General features: G+C 36.6%; 16 protein-coding genes. 6 read left to right on the top strand and 10 right to left on the bottom strand.

What is annotated here, in order from left to right:
* Nucleotides 1-3: 3 nt before the first annotated feature.
* The 4 genes from AC27HL_RS08970 to AC27HL_RS08955 all read left to right on the top strand — a co-directional run bounded on the left by AC27HL_RS08970 (nucleotide 4) and on the right by AC27HL_RS08955 (nucleotide 2,079).
* On the top strand, nucleotides 4-273 hold the full coding sequence (locus AC27HL_RS08970; RefSeq protein WP_487080628.1) for a hypothetical protein: 270 nt from the start codon (nucleotides 4-6) through the stop codon (nucleotides 271-273).
* On the top strand, nucleotides 260-1,456 hold the full coding sequence (locus AC27HL_RS08965; RefSeq protein WP_487080627.1) for an NnrS family protein: 1,197 nt from the start codon (nucleotides 260-262) through the stop codon (nucleotides 1,454-1,456). Before AC27HL_RS08970 ends, AC27HL_RS08965 begins: the two co-directional genes overlap by 14 nt.
* Nucleotides 1,457-1,521: 65 nt before the next feature.
* Entirely contained in the window at nucleotides 1,522-1,686 is a 165-nt protein-coding gene (locus AC27HL_RS08960; protein ID WP_487080626.1) for a CCGSCS motif protein, read from the top strand.
* Between the two features lie 198 nt (nucleotides 1,687-1,884).
* Nucleotides 1,885-2,079 (top strand): (2Fe-2S)-binding protein, encoded by a 195-nt coding sequence (locus AC27HL_RS08955; protein WP_487080625.1) that lies wholly within the window; start codon nucleotides 1,885-1,887, stop codon nucleotides 2,077-2,079.
* An 81-nt stretch (nucleotides 2,080-2,160) separates the two neighbouring features.
* Here the strand turns inward: AC27HL_RS08955 and AC27HL_RS08950 are convergent, their stop codons facing one another.
* The 6 genes from AC27HL_RS08950 to AC27HL_RS08925 form a co-directional block, all read right to left on the bottom strand.
* Entirely contained in the window at nucleotides 2,161-3,132 is a 972-nt protein-coding gene (locus AC27HL_RS08950) for an IS481 family transposase (protein ID WP_487080624.1), read from the bottom strand.
* Nucleotides 3,133-3,661: 529 nt separating this feature from the next.
* The gene (locus AC27HL_RS08945) at nucleotides 3,662-5,647 is read right to left on the bottom strand and encodes a methyl-accepting chemotaxis protein (RefSeq protein ID WP_487080623.1); all 1,986 of its coding nucleotides are present in this window, start codon (nucleotides 5,645-5,647) and stop codon (nucleotides 3,662-3,664) included.
* Between the two features lie 240 nt (nucleotides 5,648-5,887).
* Nucleotides 5,888-9,712 (bottom strand): bifunctional proline dehydrogenase/L-glutamate gamma-semialdehyde dehydrogenase PutA, encoded by a 3,825-nt coding sequence (gene putA / locus AC27HL_RS08940; RefSeq protein ID WP_487080622.1) that lies wholly within the window; start codon nucleotides 9,710-9,712, stop codon nucleotides 5,888-5,890.
* Nucleotides 9,713-9,995: 283 nt separating this feature from the next.
* The gene (locus tag AC27HL_RS08935) at nucleotides 9,996-11,033 is read right to left on the bottom strand and encodes a threonine aldolase family protein (protein ID WP_487080621.1); all 1,038 of its coding nucleotides are present in this window, start codon (nucleotides 11,031-11,033) and stop codon (nucleotides 9,996-9,998) included.
* Nucleotides 11,034-11,355: 322 nt separating this feature from the next.
* The gene (locus AC27HL_RS08930; RefSeq protein ID WP_487080620.1) at nucleotides 11,356-13,776 is read right to left on the bottom strand and encodes a TonB-dependent receptor plug domain-containing protein; all 2,421 of its coding nucleotides are present in this window, start codon (nucleotides 13,774-13,776) and stop codon (nucleotides 11,356-11,358) included.
* Between the two features lie 233 nt (nucleotides 13,777-14,009).
* Entirely contained in the window at nucleotides 14,010-15,812 is a 1,803-nt protein-coding gene (locus AC27HL_RS08925; RefSeq protein WP_487080619.1) for a Na+/H+ antiporter NhaC family protein, read from the bottom strand.
* A 444-nt stretch (nucleotides 15,813-16,256) separates the two neighbouring features.
* On the opposite strand from AC27HL_RS08925, the gene AC27HL_RS08920 reads away from it, so the two are divergent.
* Nucleotides 16,257-17,141 (top strand): helix-turn-helix domain-containing protein, encoded by an 885-nt coding sequence (locus AC27HL_RS08920; protein ID WP_487080618.1) that lies wholly within the window; start codon nucleotides 16,257-16,259, stop codon nucleotides 17,139-17,141.
* Between the two features lie 114 nt (nucleotides 17,142-17,255).
* Here the strand turns inward: AC27HL_RS08920 and proC are convergent, their stop codons facing one another.
* From proC to AC27HL_RS08900, 4 genes are all read right to left on the bottom strand, one after another.
* Nucleotides 17,256-18,068 (bottom strand): pyrroline-5-carboxylate reductase, encoded by an 813-nt coding sequence (gene proC / locus AC27HL_RS08915; RefSeq protein ID WP_487080617.1) that lies wholly within the window; start codon nucleotides 18,066-18,068, stop codon nucleotides 17,256-17,258.
* A gap of 318 nt (nucleotides 18,069-18,386) precedes the next feature.
* Entirely contained in the window at nucleotides 18,387-18,545 is a 159-nt protein-coding gene (locus AC27HL_RS08910; protein ID WP_487080616.1) for an IS3 family transposase, read from the bottom strand.
* 23 nt (nucleotides 18,546-18,568) lie between these two features.
* On the bottom strand, nucleotides 18,569-18,859 hold the full coding sequence (locus AC27HL_RS08905; protein WP_487080615.1) for a DDE-type integrase/transposase/recombinase: 291 nt from the start codon (nucleotides 18,857-18,859) through the stop codon (nucleotides 18,569-18,571).
* Nucleotides 18,856-19,050, bottom strand: a complete 195-nt coding sequence (locus AC27HL_RS08900; protein WP_487080614.1) for a hypothetical protein — start codon at nucleotides 19,048-19,050, stop codon at nucleotides 18,856-18,858. Before AC27HL_RS08900 ends, AC27HL_RS08905 begins: the two co-directional genes overlap by 4 nt.
* Before the next feature lie 297 nt (nucleotides 19,051-19,347).
* On the opposite strand from AC27HL_RS08900, the gene AC27HL_RS08895 reads away from it, so the two are divergent.
* Nucleotides 19,348-19,572 (top strand): hypothetical protein, encoded by a 225-nt coding sequence (locus AC27HL_RS08895; RefSeq protein ID WP_487080613.1) that lies wholly within the window; start codon nucleotides 19,348-19,350, stop codon nucleotides 19,570-19,572.
* The last annotated feature ends 13 nt before the right edge of the window (nucleotides 19,573-19,585 follow it).

Genomic DNA, 19,585 nt, shown 5'->3' with positions numbered 1-19,585 from the left:
GTAATGTTTAAGAAAATAAAAACCATTAATCAAGTTATCAACTTTAGCCGCTATGCATTAGTGCTGTCATTAATAGCTTTTGTAGCTTGTTTACTTGTTAGCTATCCATATGCAAATAGCTTTAGTATTCCTGTACAAATTGGTGCTCATATCTTGACAATAATATTTGCAGGTGTATTTAAAATCGCAGTAGTTGCGATTATGGCGGCAACTAAAGAGCTTAATAACCAAAGTGATACTCTAAATAATAAGGAAAGCTATGTTACTCCCTGAAGTACAAACAAAAGAGCTCGCCATAGTACCTTTTTTTCGTTTAGCTTTTAGACCATTTTTTTTACTACCTGCGCTTTTATCGGTTGTTTCTTTGCTCATATGGTTAGCGATACTTAATGGTGAACTTTCTTGGCAGGGAAGTATTGCTGTTAATAACTGGCATGGTCACGAAATGATTTTTGGCTTTGCCGCTAGTATTGTTATTGGTTTCTTGCTTACCGCCGCCCAAACGTGGACAGGCGTGAGAAGTATTAATGGTTTGAAATTAGCGGCCTTAGTGGTGTTTTGGTTAGTTGCACGTATTGCTTTTACAACGAATGAACCATCATTACTTATTGCAGGTATAATTGCCGAATTGGCATGGTGGGTTACTTCCCTTGGGTATTTAAGCTATATGCTGATTAAATCTAATAATAGCCGGAATCTAATTTTTATACCGATACTCACAACATTAGCGGCACTTGATACGACGGTGTTATATGCATCTATTACACACGATATTACTTTTGCGAGCCATTTATCATATTTATCAGTATTTATGATAACTGCCGTTGTGACAATTTTAGGTGGCCGTGTTATTCCATTTTTTACTGTTCGTGCATTAAATTTACCACCAGTTAAAGCCAACATCATGCTTGAACGAATCACGGCTATATCAATGTTTTTAACAATAATTTTCTTTGCCCTAAGTTATTGGTTCGATATTATATCAATATTACCTTTGCTATTTATAATAACTGGCATCTGCCAAATTATTCGTATTGCTAACTGGCATACTATAGCGACGCTGAAAACACCACTGCTATGGTCACTACATTTCGCCTATATAAATATGGGTATCGGCTATGTAAGTATATGCTTAAGCTACTATTTTGAAGCCATCAGTTTTTCTTCTGCACTTCATATTATAACACTTGGCACAATAGGGACTATGATTTTATCAATGATGTCACGCGTTTCTTTAGGTCATACCGCAAGAGCATTACAAAGTAACATCTGGATTAACTTATCATTCATGGCTCTGCTGATTGCAACGCTATTGCGCTTTATTTTACCACTCCTTAATTTACAAGCTTTAGGTTATCTATTTTCAGGAATTGGTTGGATATTGGGTTTCAGTATATTTTTAATTTATTACACCCCAATTTTAATAAAAGCGCGCACCGATGGTCGTAGCGGTTAGCATGAATTTTTAACTTATTTAACAACAGCAAACTTAAATTAACTTTATAAAATAGAGGATACATTATGTTTAATTTTTTTAACGTAGCAAGAAATCAAAACGAATCAGGTATTGAACAAGAAAACTCAACTCTCTCAGAAAAAAATAAGGAGGTTGAACAAGAAAAATCAAGTAAAAAACCAGTTCATGGAGAAGACGGTGTTTGTTGCGGCGGTTGTGGTGGCCAATAAAAATGTAATAACTGGTAAAGCCATGCATATATATGTATGGCTTTATTCTTTGTATACATTCAGTTAGCTTTACCAATGATGTTTGAAATCAATTGTTAATAGTGAGGTTTAAAGTGTAAATACCTAAATAACATATAATAAACACAAAAATCAGCCTATATACCGTACGCGAAGTTATATCGAATAGGAATAAAGTTTATGGATGAAAATAGAAAATTACAAGACCCCACCCTTGTATGTACATGTAGTGACCTGTATATCAACAATATTGAAGAGGCGATTTATGATGGTGAAGAAGAGTATGCTGAGATAATGCAATATAATGATACATTTCCTCGATGTGGAGAGTGTCATGTTCACATTCAACTACTGGTTGATAAAATAAATGAATAGACATCTGCTAACTATATTCGTTATGTATTACACTTAAGGGCTTATAATAAATATTTTTTCAAAATTGTTTAAGTGTGTGATTCATAGAGATCGTTTCAATTTAGCGATCTCCAAATCACGCTTGTAATTGGATAGCTGAATCCGCTCATTGTGAGCTAGATAAAACTCCTCTATCTCATCTGTAAACGGGGTTTGCTCGCTTACTTCAAAATACCTATCCATAGGAGTTTTTCCGTTGTGAGCACTGTGTGGTCGTTCCCAATTATAATAATGCTGCCACTCAGCAAGTAGCTTATTAATATCAGCATCTTTCAAGTCGACTGTGGCGTAAAATTCGGCTTTATCTGTTTTTTGAGAACGTTCGACTTTACCATTTAGGTGCGATGAAGCTGGCTTGTTGGGACGAAACTTTATTTTGTATTGCATCAAGAGCTTTTGTACTTTTTCAGCAAAAAATCCTGTTCCTCGGTCGGTCTGAAATCGCTGGATAGGAAACGGTATTTCTTCAATAACTGATTCTATAAAGTTAATGGTATTAGCTGCTGTACGACGCTGATATAGCCTTAAAACTCGGTACCTTGTGCAGCCATCAATGGCTGTGTACTGATATAAGCCAGGGGCGATTTTACAAGTATCCATTTGTACTCGTTCACCAGGAATTAACTTTGAGTACCTTTTAAAATCAGGCTTCCTACGGTAAATAACTATTGGCTCAACATCGTGCTTTTTCAGCACTTTATGGATAGTAGCAAGCCCTAGTTTAATGTGTTCGTTCCTGAGCAACTCACTTTGAGTTCGTCTAGCACCTAGGTTTCTAGATTTTCTTAAAGTAAGAATTTGAGATTCGATTTGTGGAGTGATTTTTTGATTTGGTGAGCTATGTGGCTTTTTGCTTAAGCTTTTCAGCCCATCTACACCGTGTTTTTGAAACCTAGACCACCACTTCCTTAGTGTTGGTCTAGATATTCCACAACGAAGACAAACTAAGCCTGCATTGTTAGTTTCTTGATAAAGTTTTATCCACTTTAATCTTTGCTGAATTTCATCGTTCATGACAGCCAATTATAGAAAGGATGTCTATGAATCACACAGTTTAAGTATGTGTCAAAAACGTCTGTTGATAGATGCACCTGCTGCCCCGTAAAGTGTGTATTAGGAGCCTAACAAGTCAGGATGATCCGTTCCTACCTTACTACAAGCTTCATTGCCATTCTGTTTAAAAAATAATTAGCCCCAATCGCCTTCGGTTGCATCTTTTTCAACTTTTTCGAATGGTTGCATATCAAATTGCTAAGTTCTATGGGCCGTTCCTTCTCTGTTACTGCAACTCATTGTTGACTCGAAATTAACCCTCGATTGAGAAATTGACAGTATGAATGATAACTACTTTCTTCTGATAACGGCAAAGCGTTTCCGGTAGTTCCACAGGGTTTTACAAGTTTTACATATGATACCTAACACATAAGTTTAAAAGTCCTATTATGGGTTTATAATAACTAGAAGTTATTATAAACCCAAAGAATTACCTCTTTATTTTAATTGATAAGCAGGGCTCTTTTATCAAAGAGAAAAACGCTAAATTTTATAAGACAAATTTGCCAGATAAGTTTTCTAGGTTATTTGCAATATTCACTTGCTCTGTTGCTGCTTGAGATACTTTTTCAGCTCCAGCGGTTATTTCGGTTGACTTTCTATCAACTTCATTAACATTTTGACTTATTTCTTCTGCGACACTAACTTGCTCTTCTGCTGATGTAGCTATTTGCTCTATCATTAGGTTAATATCTGATATAGAGGCAACAATATTTTCAAGTGACTCTTCAATTAAGTGTGCTCCGTCAATGCTTTCATCAGCACGTTTTTGCGTTCCGATAAGCATTGCATTGGCATTATTACTTTCACTTTGTAATTGATTAATGATCGCTTCAATTTCAACTGTAGAGTGTTGTGTTCGCTGAGCTAATGTTCGAACTTCATCAGCAACAACAGCAAAGCCTCGGCCTTGTTCACCAGCTCTAGCAGCCTCAATAGCAGCATTTAATGCAAGTAAGTTGGTTTGATCTGCAATTCCCTTAATTACATCAATAACATTCGATATATTGGATGCTGTTGTATGCAAACCAGAGATCATTGAGCTTATTTGATTAACCTCTTGAACAAGTTTACTAATTGACTTCAATGAATTACTAATAATTGTCTGGCTTTCAATCGTTTTATTATTAATTTGATGTGTAGATGACATTGCTTGATTACTATTACGAGACACTTCCTGGACTGTTGCTGACATCTCTTCTATTGCGGTAGCTATTTGAGTAGTTTCATCTCTTTGCAGTTGCGACCTTTTGACATTATCACTAACAATAGATAAAGATTGTGAGGCGAAACTAGCAAGAGAAGTACTACTACCTTTTATTTCAACAATAGCATTTGAAAATGTAACTAGTGCTTTATTTAGCTTACTCGCCAAGTTTCCTAATTCGTCAGAGCTATAAACATGAGCACGAACTGTTAAATCATTTGAGCTACTCACTTTTTCCATAGTATTTGATATATTGCTTAATTGCTTAAACAAATTGGTTAAAATTTGATATGCTATAAAAATAGTTGATAAAAATGCTAAAATTATTACAATAATATCTATAGTGACTGCAGTCTTAACATCCTTAAGTTGAGCACTTATTTTATTAGCAAACTCTATGGCAATTCTGTCTTCAGTCTCTTTTAATAAATTGATTCTAGTTGTCGCATTTTTAAACCATAGTCCAGCATCAACGCTAAAAGGCCCAATACCGCCGGTACTCTTTACGATATTCCTCATACGGTCAACTTCTTTTACAGCACTATTATTTAATGAGCGCTCATAAAAATTAATCATTTCAGAAGAGCTCTTTTTACGAAATTGCTCCAAATAATAGTTTTGTATTGCAACAAGAGAAATGAATTTTTGAAAAGCTTGAGGCATAAAATTATCACTAGCAAAACCGCCACTTACTACTGCTCGCTCTATCCCTGCTCGTTCTTTTGCTTCTAAAAAATTATAATACGCGATAGCATTATTGATAATTTCAGTCGGGCTAATTGTAGAAAAAAAGTTTGCCAAATCTAGCATCTTTTTATTTTGCTCAGTGTAATAGCCTATTGCTTGGCTCAAAGGAATTGATAATGAGTCTGAATTGCTTCGAATTGACGCTAGATCAAGTAGTCCTAGCTTAATCGTTGAGATTACACTAGTAACATCTTCATTTGTTGATTCAAAATCAGAAATTTTTTGTTGTAAAATCACATTAGCTTTATCGGTTAATTTACGTTGTTCTCTAACTTCCTTTAAAAATTTCTTTCCTTTACTTCCAATATAAACCGCCGTTGCTCCACGTTCTTTCTGCAACTCATGAACTAACGCATTATTAGCTATAGTTAAGACAATTAATTCTTGAGTATATGAAAAATGTTTTTGTTTTAAATGTAAGTTAAACAATCGTTCGGTACTAAAATATAGTGTTGATAGCAATGGCAGTAATATGAGCAAAATCAATTTATTTTTAAATGACAATTTTTGTACAAAAAACATAGGCACCTCAATTAAGCTATTAACGTTAACTTTACATAATTCAATTGTTTATGCTACCTTTATATTTACTGAGATAAAGTGTCGTAATAAAAATCATCTATTTTATATCTTATTATTTAAATAACGGTATCAAAGTCACTATTATTTAGTAGCTAGGCATTACCCCTTCTTTTATTAATCCATAAATATTGAACAACCTTTATGGAAATCTAAAATTTATACACATTAGATTTATAAATACTAACTTTCTTCAGTTAGGTTCATTAGAGACGCGTTACCACCTGATGCTGTCGTATCAATACTAATGGTTTTTTCGGTTAATAAACGTTGAATTAAGTTGTCCATATATTCAGAGCTGATCACTGGCAATATCGCACCTTGACGTTGAGCTAATTTTTCACTGATGTAGTGCTTACGATCACAGTGACTATCAACAACAACACCCGATAACTTTGGATGTGCCAACATAGTTGATAAGTGACGTAGTCTTGCTACTTGGAAGACATTTTTATCTTCGCCGGTAGCAATAAACTTATCTCTAAATGCCAACGCTTCATCATAGAATAAGTCAGAAACCACAGTAACAACGGTATTACCTGTTGCTAATGCTGTCACAATTGACAGTACCCAAAAGTGAAAAGTTGAGTTTTTATCAACAAAAGAAATAACATTACCGCGGTTTTCTAGGTAAATAATATTAGATTCTCCTGTCGGTCCAGGTAATACTTTCGGTTTTTTCAAACGTTTTTCAATATCAATTAATTGCGAACGAGCTGCCGTTAACGTAAGGCTTAAATCATCAGCTAAGTCGTCAACAATATCAACGTGAGCAATTTTCGCTAGCAACTGACGCACACTAGAAATACGTGTATTTAGGTCAGCTAAGCGCCAGTTTTTCTCTGCGTTATTAGCATTGTTCATCATTGTTATTGCTTCAGAGCGTGACTTTTCATCACATTCTAATGCCTCTAAATGTGAAGGTTGCAAGTTAAACTGCTCAGCATCTGCCGTGGCTTTTTCTTTCACTAATCGTGTTAAATAATTCGGACCACCGGCTTTAGGGCCAGTACCAGAAAGGCCACGACCACCAAAAGGTTGCACACCAACTACCGCGCCAATCATATTACGATTGATATAAACATTACCCGCACGTGATAGTTTAGCTAAATCAAAGGCGCGGTGTTCAATACGCGTATGAATACCCATCGTTAAACCAAAACCAGTACTGTTAATTTTATCAACAACTTGCTCTATTTCACTGCCTTTAAAACGCACCACGTGAACACAAGGGCCAAATACTTCTTGTTTTAAAACACTAATATCACTGATTTCATATAAACGCGGCGCAAAGAAGAAGTGTTCATTACCTGCTACTTCCTCTGAGACTTCACATTGATACAATAATTTGCCATTGGTTTTCATATACTCACTGTGAGCATTTAATGCACCTAGTGCTTTTTGATCAATAACCGGACCTACATCTGTGCTTAAATACTCAGGATTACCAACATGTAATTCTGCTAATGCGCCTTTAAGCATGGTAATAACATTATCAGCGATATCTTCTTGTAAAAATAATACACGTAATGCGGAACAACGTTGACCTGCTGATTGGAAACCTGAAGAAATAACATCATCAACCACTTGCTCTGGTAAAGCAGTAGAGTCAACAACCATACAGTTTTGACCACCGGTTTCCGCAATCAAAGGTACTTGATCGCCACCACGTTCAGCCAAGGTTTGTGAAATAACAGTGCCAGTTTCAGTAGAACCGGTAAACATGACTGTTTGAATGCGTTCATCAGGAATAATCACGCGACCAACCTGACTACCTCTTGCAATAACTGCTTGCACAACGCCTTCAGGTAAACCAACTGACTTCATTAGTTCAATAGTACGTAAAGCAATTAAGCTTGTTTGCTCAGCTGGTTTTGCTAATACCGTGTTACCTGTAGCAATGGCCGCTGCAACTTGGCCTAAGAATATTGCTAATGGGAAGTTCCAAGGGCTAATACAAAGTACTACACCACGGGCTTCTAATCGCTCATCGCTTTCTAATTCAATGGCACGCTCGGCATAGTAACGACAAAAGTCTACTGCTTCACGTACTTCATCAATACCGTCTTGCGCGATTTTACCTGCTTCTTTAATACATAACGCAATTAGCTCGTCAGTATGACGTTCAAGAATATCAGCAACACGGCATAATAACTCTGCACGTTCAGATACCGGCGTTGTTGACCAAGTCGAAAATGCCGTTTGTGCTGTATCAATCATCACCAGCATATCGTCTTTATCATGATGTTTATGAAAGCCGATAATTTCACTGTGGTTTGCAGGGTTCTTAACGGCGCTAGTACCTTCTGGTAGCTCGCTTTCATTAAGCTGGTTGTCTTTAAACCAATTATCTAATGACGCTTTTAACGGTGTAATGGCATTTACATCGGTTAAGTCTAAGCCTTTAGAGTTATCACGGTCAGCGCCATTTTCGCCATAATATAACGCGATAGGTTTAACAATTTGTTTATTATACTTTTCTTTTAAACGCTGAGTTCTCTCAACAGGATCTTCAAGTAAAGATTCAACTGGCTGAGTTTCATCAACAATGGCATTTACAAAAGATGAGTTAGCGCCGTTTTCTAATAAACGACGTACTAAATAGGCTAATAAGTCTTCATGCTGGCCAACTGGCGCATATATACGACATTGAATACGCTCATTAGTAACAATTTGGTCATATAATGAATCACCCATGCCATGTAGACACTGAAATTCAAAACCTTCTTTATCATCACCAGCAAGTTCAACAATTGTTGCCGCGGTGTAAGCGTTATGTGTTGCGAATTGCGGGTAGATAGTATCTCTATAATCTAATAATTTATTCGCACAAGCATGGTAAGAAACGTCAGTAGAAGACTTACGTGTAAACACTGGAAAGTGCTGATGACCATCTTTTTGGGCGTTTTTAATTTCGCTGTCCCAATAGGCGCCTTTTACTAGACGCACCATCATTTTTCTATCTACACGAACCGTTAGTTCACGTAACCAGTCAACCACAAAAATTGCACGTTTTTGGTAAGCTTGTAGTGCAATACCAAAGCCGTTCCAGCCTGCTAAGTCATCATCACTGAATACCGCTTCAATAACATCTAGCGAGATATCTAAACGCTCAGACTCTTCAGCATCAACCGTTAAGCCAATGTTGTATTGTTTTGCTTGTAAACAAAGCGCTTTAAGTTTTGGCACAACTTCAGCCATCACACGTTCTTTATGAGTAAACTCGTAACGTGGATGAATGGCAGAAAGTTTTACTGAAATACCCGGTACTTTGCGTGGGTCATTTTTACCCGACGCTACCGCTGCATTACCAATAGTGACAATCGCATCTTGGTACGACTTCAAATAACGTTCAGCATCGGCCATGGTGCGAGCACCTTCACCAAGCATATCGTAAGAATACACGTAGCCTTGTTGTTCTTTAGTCGCAGCTCGTTCAGTTGCTGCAACAATGGTTTCGCCCATCACAAACTGCTGACCCATAATTTTCATGGCGTAGTTCATTGATTTACGAATAACAGGCTCACCTAAACGGCCGATGGTTCTTTTTAATAAGCCAAAGCTGTCTTGCTTACGATTATCAGCATAATCAACCATAGAGCCTGTGATCAAAAGCCCCCACGAAGAAGCATTAACGAATAACGAATCACTACCGCCTAAATGCGTAGTCCACTGACCTTGAGAAATTTTGTCACGAATTAGCGCATCTTGCGTATGTTTATCAGGTACACGAAGCAAAGCTTCGGCCAAACACATTAATACCACACCTTCTTCACTTGAAAGCGAGTATTCTTTTAATAAAGCATCTATTGCGCCATTACCAGCTTGGTCTAGGCGAATTTGTAATACCATTTTGCGAGCTCTTTCCCAAGCTCTACTTCTGGCACTAACATTAACTTCAGCTAAAGGTAGAATATGATCTACCGCTATATTCTCATCAATACGATAAAATTCACGAATCTTCTGACGGATTGGACAGTCAGTAATAAAAGAACCATTAAAAAGCATATTTATGTCCTCAGAGTGGATATAGCTAGGTATGATGTTCAACTAAAGTGAAAATTCTATTAAAATTAAGTTAAATACAAAATAGGATATTTATATAATTATCTTCGTTACTCAACGCTCGTATAAAATATTGTGTATTTTTCAGGATGTTTGAACTTACTCAAAATTTCAAATTTTAATAATATCATTGAAAAATAAGGGTTCTAATAATGTTTTTAGAACCCTCCATAGAATCAGTACTATGAAAATGGAATTTATTTATTCTTACAAAGCAACACGCAAACTATATAATTGAAAAACTACTTAAATACTCTTTAAATTCCTTTAGTAGTTTTTCCCCAGCTGACTCATCAACATTAATGCATGTTACGATTCTTAAACGTCTTTCACCAAATGCTCCCATTAAAAAGCCCTTTTCTTTCATATCTTCTACAATTTTACTTGCTATTGGTGCTTTATCACAAACGTCAAAAATAACGATATTAGTTTCAACAGGCATTATATTTATTATTTGAGGTACCTGACTTAAGCCTTCACCTATTTTTGCCGCTAAATTATTATCTTTTTCCAGTTGGGCCATATGATTGTCAAGTGCATATAAGCAAGGAGCGGCAAGAACACCCGATTGACGCATAGCCCCACCAAAGGTTTGCTTCTCACGCCATGCTTTTTCAATGAATTCTTTACTTCCAGCTAAAACCCCTCCACATGGTGCACCTAACCCTTTTGAAAAGTCAATCCACGCAGAATCAAAACCCTTAGTATACTCATCAGCAGGAATACCCGTTTTAGCGACGGCATTGAGTAATCTAGCACCATCCATATGAGCAATTAATCCGTGTTCTTTGGCTTCAGCAACAACTTCTCTAATTGTTTCAAGTGGCCAAATTCCACCACCACCTAAATTCGTTGTTTGCTCAACTAAAATCATTTTAGTTAATGGCATATAACGTGATAGAGGACGAATGGCTTTTTTAAGTGTTTGTCTATCGTAAATACCGTTTGTACCTGAAATTGGTAATAGTCCAACACCGCTTAGTGCTGAAGGGCCGCCACATTCAAAATTAAGTAAGTGCGCTGTTTCATCACAGATAATTTCATCACCTGGTCTACAATGAACTCTAACAGCTATTTCATTACACATTGTACCTGAAATCAAAAAAATCGCTGCTTCCATTCCTAATAATTTGGCTACCCTTGTTTCAAGCTCATTAGTTGTTGGGTCTTCGCCTTTCTGTTCATCTCCAAGCTCTGCTTCGAGTATGGTTTTTAGCATATCTTTAGTTGGTATAGACTTAGTATCAGCGTAAAAATCGTACATTTAAATTTCCTCTTCTGTAATAGAATAGAGGTTAAAACATTAGCAATTTTTTTGCCCACTAAATACTGCTAAAGACCCTATATATTGCTAAAACCTGTAAGACTTTGTGCGGTAAAAAAGAATAATGATTTGTCTGATTGGTTAATATGGTTCGTAAAAAACGTAAGGTTGAATGAAAGATGATATTGTAAAAATTTATTTGAAGAGTTTCCTCTTTAATTGAAGCAGGATTAAGTAGTATAACAAGTAAAGATGCTGTACATATCACCTAACACAGGTAATAAGCACAGCATTTAACATTTAATACAAACTTTCTTTTGACTTAGAATAAGTATGAAGCACGTAAGTACCAAGAACCGCCATCATAGTTTGCAGCACTATCACGAGGGTAAGCTAAACCAAAATTTAAATAGTTAGCATTTTTTTCTGTTAACTTATCGATGTAATTATCAAAAATATTCGAAGCCCCTAGCGTCAGTTTAAGATCTTCAGTCATGTTATAGTTTAATTCCATATCAACATAAACAACTGAGTCTACCTTAGCTGATGGTGTTGTTGGATGATCGTGGCTACCACGTCCATCGATAGCACTACCGTAATAGTTAGCACGTACCATTAAGCTTAAATCTTCAGTAAGTGATGTATTAGCTGATAAAACAAAGCGCGCATTAGGGTAGTTATTCTCAATATCATCAACAAGATCTTTGTTAACAGGTATAACCGCACCATGGTTCGGTGTATTTACGGGCGCTACATTTGTAACTTCAACTTTGGTATAGTTATATGCAAGAGTAAAGTCTGTATCTATAGCAGAACTCCATTCATAATTTGTTGTTAGAATAACATCAATACCTTTTGAACGAACATCCAATGCATTAGTATAAAAGTTAATGAATGTTCCTTCCGCTAATGGGTTTGGAATATCACGAGCATTATAAATACGATCATCTACATCAATTTGGAAGACATCAACAGAAAGTGAGCTAGTCCCTTCAGATAAAACAAAACCTGCACTGACTCCAACAGATTCTTCTTCTTTTAATGGTGTTGCACCCGCCGCAATAGCTGCAGGGGCGGTTGGAGGTAGCTGCCCAATATCAACAAGCTGTCCATCAATGATATCCGTAATTGTTTTACGAACATTAGATTGACCAGGTGTTGGTGCATGGAAACCTGTAGAAATAGCGCCACGAATAATCAAGTTATCTGTAGCATTCCAGCGTGTAGCTACTTTACCGTTAGTTGTGCCACCAAAGTCACTGAAGTCTTCATAACGAAGAGCATACTGCAACATAAACTCATCTGTAATATCGTGTTCGATATCAATATAAGCAGCATAGTTATCTCTATCGAAGCTACCAGTATCTTCCGGTCTTGTACCTTTTAAGCCATTTGAGCCTAAACCTGTGTATGCGTTTAATTCACCAGATTCGATAGTATATGACTCTTCCCGCCACTCAAAACCAAACGCTAAATTAATGTTGTCTGCAAGTTCTTTACTAAAGTCCGCATTAATGAAGATGTCTTCTTCTTCAGTAGCTCCAGTATAAAAGTCTCTTTGAAGTGGCTCACCATCACTACCAAGCCCTAAGCTTGGGTTTGTAGTATTTAATAAACTAAATTCTAAGCGGTTATTACCTATTCCAAAACTAAAGTCATAGTACATCTCGTTGGAAAACTCTCCGCGAATACCGCCAACAAAGCTATAATCTTGCTGTTCACCTGACATAATAGGTGTATAACCTGTTTCCATTAGTTCACCGTCATAGCCAAAGTTATCGACTAAAGATTGTAATGACGAGTGTGTAGGGTGACGATAGAAAAAACGATATAAGCCATCAGTGTCAGCATAATTTGCTAAGGCATAAACTTCTGCACTGTCAGAAACTTCATATCCTGAATTGATGAATATACGAGTACCTGTTGTTTCAGGACGTCCATGTGACTGCACTAATGGAGCATCATCAAAAGGAGTATCTTGACCAACACCTACAGCACCAGCATCAATAAGCGCCTGAGCATTAGGATTTTGAAAACCTCTCGATAAGGCTTCGTTATCTGAATGTTCAATACTTACGTTAACAAAACCTTGGTCTCCAAGTTCAAATCCAGCGTTTGCACCAAATTTTACACTTTGCTCACCTTCATAAAACTGACCGTACTGAAGCATAACTTCACCACCTTCAGACGCATTTTTGATATTAAAGTTAATAACACCAGCAATAGCATCTGAACCATATTGTGCTGCAGCACCATCACGTAATACTTCAATACCACTAATAGCTATACCAGGGATCATACCCACGTCAGCACCATGAGCACCATTACCAGCTGCTGGTGCATTAAGTTGGATTAATGCCGAACGGTGGCGCCTCTTCCCATTAACTAATACAAGTGTTTGGTCTGGAGCCATACCACGCAATGACGTAGAACGAACAAAAGCGCTACCGTCACCTATAGAGGGAGTAGCTGTGTATGAAGGAACAACGGCTTTTAAGTTATCCGTCATATCGGCCGAGTTACCTAAACTATTAAGGCTATCACCACTGATAACGTCAACGGCTACTGGTGAATCTTCTACAGTACGAGAGTTAGATCTAGAGCCTAATATGCTAATAGTTTCAATTTCTTTGTTCTGTTCTTGAACCAGCTCTTCTGACTCTACGGCCTGTGAAGAACTAGCGTAAATAAACAAAACCGCAGTAATAGCAATATGCAGTGGCTTCCTCTTAAAAATATTCATTACTTCCCCTTTTTCATAAATATTAAATAGATATCTTGTGGTTTCTAAACTATTATCAGCAAATATAGCCGACAACTATTTAATACTAGCTACCTGCTAAGAATAAACATGCCTTGAATTGCTGTAGTCACGCTAAATTGTGCTTACTTAAATTTATGTGTTTAAGGAATATTCAAATGATAGATATTTTATAAGTATTACTCACGCCACTGCAGTAACAACTCATTTAAAAATTAAACGAAAAATATAGCCACCATTGTCCACATAAATCCAGCCGCAGTTGCGGCAAATATGGCAGGTACAAATTGTGTTTTAACATGGTCCATCAAGTCACATCCTGTAGCTGTCGAGCTAAGAATTGTCGTATCTGATATTGGTGAACATTGATCACCAAAAATGCTACCATTTAATACAGCGGCAAAACAAATTGACATAAATACCTCAGGACTTGCTAGTCCCCCTGATTGAGATATAGCCCAAGCTAAAGGCATAGCTAGAGGAAATGTTACTGCGTAAGTTCCCCAGCTAGACCCAGTAGAGAAAGCAATGATCATCGTTAAAATTTGTAAGACAACAGGTAAAATCCAATAAGGTAGAAACGACCCTAGGGAACTAATTAAATAAAGTCCACCACCAATTTCTTTGCTTAACGAGCCCACGGTAACTGCAAGTATGATTAAGATAGAAGCAACAACAACACCTTTAACTCCGTCACCAAAACCTGAAATAACGTCCCCTAAACTCATGCCTTTTATTAGTGCTGTGAAGGCTGACAGCAATAAAGCGGCACCAAAAGCCCAATGAACTTGAGGGGAACCTCCATATAGATAAGTCGCGATGGCAATAGTGATGAGGACAAATAGTGGGACAACAAACTCTAACACATTTGAGCTATAGCCCTTAGGTACACTATTACTATGAAATTCTTTTGTTATAAGAGGATTAGAGCCTTTAGCATCGAGCAGACCAGTTTCTATTGCTCTTTTTTGTGCAGCCCTTATACCTTTTCCTGAAAATCGAGTGATATTTAAACTTAAGAGTAAAGTACCTATTACCGCTAAAATCGCATAAAAACTATAAGGAATACTGCTGAAATAAAAGTCCATTCTTGCAGATTCAGTACTTAAAAATGTTGCACCTGGAACAAATAATAATGCCTGAATATAAGCTGGCCATGCGTTAAAAGCGATTACTATTGCGATAGGAGCCGCGGTTGAATCGACAATGTAACTGAGTTCTTCATGACTAATGTTTTCTTTATCTGCTACTGGTTTTACTGCTGTTCCAACTAAAACTGTACTGACAGTACCTCCTTGGAAAAACAACACGCCTAGTGACCATGCAACTAATTTGGCTGTTTTAGGACCTCTGACAAAATGCTTAGTCATATATTCAGCAAAAGCTTGCGCAGCACCTGTTTTAGACCAAATCCCCATAAGGCCACCTAATAACCACAGATACAGCAGTATAACACCAGCAGATCCTGTCGTTGCCATATTAGGAATTAACACTGCATTCGTAATATCAAACCTTCCTAACATAAAGGCCGCAGATAGAATGCCGCTAAAAAGTGCTGTTAATGGTTCTTTAGTTAGTAGACAAAGTAAAATAGCCAGAAAAGCAGGTAATAAAGACCAAATACCGAAATGAAATTTAGCTTCTAACAAAGAGTAGCGTTCGACATTATACCCATCTATTTGAACCAACTCGACAACCCATTGGTGTTCGAGCTTAGGAGGACCCTGCACTTCATTCAGTGAACGCTGATTTAACGGTGATTCATCGTAAGGAACAATAGCATCAATTATTTTTTCTTTTCCTCCTTGAATATAGAATTTATCCTTCTGTGCATTTTCAGACACTTGAAATGTACTTTTTTGTTCAACCCAAATAGGAGATACATAAAAATTTACATATAATGAAAAGCTTAACCCCATTAAAAATACAATTGATGCTGGTTTAAGAAGGTTGCTAAATATCGAAATTAAATCAACATTAGATGCAGAGCCAATAATATTTTTACTGGATTTTGGCATTAGCGTATTTTCCTTTATGGCTATTATCTTCAAGGTTAAAGAAATCCATAACTGTTATATGGTTATGCTTGCTTAAATAAATTGATGATAGTGCAAATTAATAGAAAAATTGTCATTCAATTACTTTTGTTATACTTTCCTTTTAGTGCTATTTCTTCTATATATTGCGCCTTATTCAATATTTATTACTTAGAAAGTAGCCTCAAAGCCATAACTGGTTAAAATTAGTCCTATTTACCCCCTAATCTAGCTAGTAGCACGAGCAAATTATCCAACAATAAAAGGTCCATTTTCAGAGATTGGATTACTTTTATCAAACAAGTTTAAATTGCAGTTTAATATTATATAGGCTAGGCTTTAATTCATATTTATTAGTTATGACCAGCTTAAATATTAAATTCAATTAAAAATGCATGTTAATAAGATTGTTATAAGGCGAGCATAATGTCGGGGTTCATTTCTAGAGAGCTAACAAATAAAAGTTTAATACCAAATCTCTCTGTTCAGACTGGTAGCGGTTTTCAAATAGAACAATATCCTCGTGAATATAGTGGACTAAAGTACTGTGACTGGGCTACTGATAAATTGGCTATTTACTGTCGAACTTCAAGCTACAGTGAGGCACCTAAGTTAACTACCCATTCAGGACCTAAATGGAAAGGTTTTTTACCACCTAAACAGATACTTATTTTGCCAGCTGGATGTGAGTTAACCTGTGAAACAAAAGGTAATGGAAAATCTCAATATACAGCACTTTATCTAGATCATGAGTCTTTATTTAAAAAAACGATGAGTTCAATCTCTGCATCAGACGTCCTCTTTGATGCTAAATACATAGAAGAAGATGAAACTTTGTTTGGTATGATAGCGGGGTTAGCGGCTCACGGTAATTCATCTGAGCTGTTTGGTACAGCATATACTGAGTCTTTAATTTCTTGTATTGGTATGCAACTGTTACAAAATTATTCAAATGCAAAAAACGTCATAAATAGACCAAAAGGTGGTTTGTCTCCATGTGTACTTCGACGCATCAAAGACTATATTAGGAGTAATATTTCAACGCCATTATCTTTGGATGACCTTTCGGTTATCGCTGGGCTAAGTAGTTACCATATGGCAAGATCATTTAAAAAAGAAACAGGTGAAACGATTCATTCATATATAATTAAGGAGCGTGTAAAAGTCGCAACTGAATTATTAAAAAATACTGACCTACCAATAACGACTATTGCTTACGACGTAGGGTATGTTCGTACTGCGACAATGAATCATAATTTTCTTACAGTTCTTGGAATGACACCTAGAGATTATAGAAACCTTAATACTTAATTTAGTTATTTATACTGTCTTTATGCGTTAAATACATTAGCCGTAGCTTTTAAATACTATTCATTTAAGAACTACTTCGTAACTTTATAAAGTTACGAAGTAAATAAGAGATCATTATTTTGATAATGCTTTAGATCTATCAACAGCTGACTTAATTGCACTATGTACTAATTTATTTAGCGCATTAGCATCACCAAAAGTATCTAATGCTGCTGCTGTTGTTCCATTAGGACTTGTTACCGTTTCTCGTAATTGTGAAGCATTATTGTTTTCTATTAAAAGCTGTGCAGCCCCAATCATGGTTTCAACAGCTAAATTTGTGGCTAATTGAGGCTCTAATCCCACTAACTTTCCACCAGAGATCATTGCTTCAACAAAAGCGAAAAAATAAGCAGGACCGCTACCTGAAATGCCAGTAACAGCATGAAGCAACTCTTCGCTATCAACCCAATAGCAACTTCCAACGGTTTCCATTACTTCACTGGCTTGTTTTTTAGATGATTCAAATACACACTCTCCTGCATAGCCAGCCGTTGCCGATTTACCCACAGTAGCTGCGATGTTTGGCATACATCTAATAATTTGTTTCGTATTACTAATTGCTGCGCCAATGCTCTCACATCCTATACCGGCCATTACTGAAATAATGACGGTGCTTTCACTTGTGATGGAGTTAATTTGTGGAGCAACACTTAAAAACATTTGTGGCTTTACTGCAACAAAAACTATATCTAAAGCGTTATTTTCTTTTGCACATTCTTCAACGCTACTATATATCTGGCATTTGCCTTTAAATGCTCCAGGATTTTCAGCAACATAAGGATCAATGATGAAAAAACTATAGTTATCACTACATTCATTAATAAGTTTTGAAAGAATTGAGCCTCCCATCCGCCCAGCGCCAAAAAATAATATACTTTTTTTCATATTAATAATTTCCTTCTTATTTAGGGAGTCTAACAATGAATCCCTCTGCACATAGGGTAATTATTTTTAATAATTATATCTTACTAATAATTGCTAAAGCACCTATAAATTGCTGGCGTTAGTGTAATGTTATGATCTAAGGTTTCTATTGTTTTAGTCTGAAACTAGAATATACTATGCTCATGTTCGGAGAAGGCTATACCAATAAAATATGTTACAAGTTTGTGTAACGGTCAAATAAACTTGGAGACTTTGTTAGGCACTTTTTCTTAATTTCATCTCATATTCTGCTGGTGAGATATTTCCTAATTTATAATGTCACCGCTTTTGAATATAAAATGGTTCGATGTAATCAATAATATCACCCATTGCTTCACGCCTTGTTTGATAACGGCGATAGTTAATCCGCTCCGATTTTAAACTACGGAAGAAGCGTTCAGTTACTGCATTGTCTAAGCAATTACCTGCACGACTCATATTTGAGACTAAGCCATGCTCTTTCAGTGAACGCTGAAATGCTTCACACGTATATTGCCCCCCTGATCTAAGTGGAATAACCCGCCATCAATTGGCTGTCGCTTATTTACAGCAAATCGTAAGGCTCTGGTTGTTAACTCGCTATTAGGTTTATCTGAGAACGCCCAGCTAATTACCTTGCGAGAGCGAAAGTCCATAATCACGGCCAAGTGCAACCAGCCTTGTTGCGTACGAATATACGTGATATCACCCGACCATAACTTGTTTAAATGCTCAGGATTAAACTGACGATTTAAATGATTAGGCGCTATCACTGATGGTCTGCCCCATCAAGATATTTGTGTTGCTTAGGGCGTTTGGCAACTAGCCCTAATCGCTTCATCGAAGTACGTACACGATGAAGCACAATATCAAAGCATAATGCTTGTAACTCACCATGCATACGCACTTTGCCATAAGCTGCATCCATATCAGCATGAACTTGCTTCATAGCAGCATCAAACATTACGCGCTCAGGACAAATAGATTTTGGTTTAGCTCGATAATAAAATGAACTAGGCGCAATGGATAAGCAACGACATATTTGTTGAACTTTACTGCCTGCCTTTTTCAGCTTGGCAGCTACTTGCTGCCGTTGTTCATTTCCTCTGAATTACAACGTTCTGTTGTACTATAATTAATATTTACATTCATTTTTACATCGCTTTAGGCTACTGTCATAAAGTGATGATTAAATTTTATATCCAATTACATCAATAAAATGTACTGGCTTGAATGTTGATTTTATTTATAGGGGTACGTCATGAGCACAAAAGAGTGGATTTACGAACAAGATAATCCTGATATTGGCTGTTATCAAGAAATAACGTTTGATGACGACAATAATAACCCCGCAGTTATTCAAGCTAATAATCCTGAAGAATTTAGCATTACAAAAACTGGATCTAATGAACAACTTACCGTTGCCATCCCTGCTGAAATTTTTGATAAAATAGCGATCGCTTGGTGCCGAAAAAGGAAACTATAAGGCGAGCTTGGCG

The sequence above is a fragment of the Colwellia aquaemaris genome (assembly GCF_057548755.1).
The sequence above is the reverse complement of the archived record's forward strand: the minus strand, read 5'-3'. Positions and strand labels throughout refer to the sequence as shown.

Coding starts and splice junctions, on each gene's coding strand:
- AC27HL_RS08970 (WP_487080628.1), top strand. CDS start 4: ATGTTTAAGAAAATAAAAACCATTAATCAAGTTATCAACTTTAGCCGC.
- AC27HL_RS08965 (WP_487080627.1), top strand. CDS start 260: ATGTTACTCCCTGAAGTACAAACAAAAGAGCTCGCCATAGTACCTTTT.
- AC27HL_RS08960 (WP_487080626.1), top strand. CDS start 1,522: ATGTTTAATTTTTTTAACGTAGCAAGAAATCAAAACGAATCAGGTATT.
- AC27HL_RS08955 (WP_487080625.1), top strand. CDS start 1,885: ATGGATGAAAATAGAAAATTACAAGACCCCACCCTTGTATGTACATGT.
- AC27HL_RS08950 (WP_487080624.1), bottom strand. CDS start 3,132: ATGAACGATGAAATTCAGCAAAGATTAAAGTGGATAAAACTTTATCAA.
- AC27HL_RS08945 (WP_487080623.1), bottom strand. CDS start 5,647: ATGTTTTTTGTACAAAAATTGTCATTTAAAAATAAATTGATTTTGCTC.
- putA (WP_487080622.1), bottom strand. CDS start 9,712: ATGCTTTTTAATGGTTCTTTTATTACTGACTGTCCAATCCGTCAGAAG.
- AC27HL_RS08935 (WP_487080621.1), bottom strand. CDS start 11,033: ATGTACGATTTTTACGCTGATACTAAGTCTATACCAACTAAAGATATG.
- AC27HL_RS08930 (WP_487080620.1), bottom strand. CDS start 13,776: ATGAATATTTTTAAGAGGAAGCCACTGCATATTGCTATTACTGCGGTT.
- AC27HL_RS08925 (WP_487080619.1), bottom strand. CDS start 15,812: ATGCCAAAATCCAGTAAAAATATTATTGGCTCTGCATCTAATGTTGAT.
- AC27HL_RS08920 (WP_487080618.1), top strand. CDS start 16,257: ATGTCGGGGTTCATTTCTAGAGAGCTAACAAATAAAAGTTTAATACCA.
- proC (WP_487080617.1), bottom strand. CDS start 18,068: ATGAAAAAAAGTATATTATTTTTTGGCGCTGGGCGGATGGGAGGCTCA.
- AC27HL_RS08910 (WP_487080616.1), bottom strand. CDS start 18,545: ATGAGTCGTGCAGGTAATTGCTTAGACAATGCAGTAACTGAACGCTTC.
- AC27HL_RS08900 (WP_487080614.1), bottom strand. CDS start 19,050: ATGTTTGATGCTGCTATGAAGCAAGTTCATGCTGATATGGATGCAGCT.
- AC27HL_RS08895 (WP_487080613.1), top strand. CDS start 19,348: ATGAGCACAAAAGAGTGGATTTACGAACAAGATAATCCTGATATTGGC.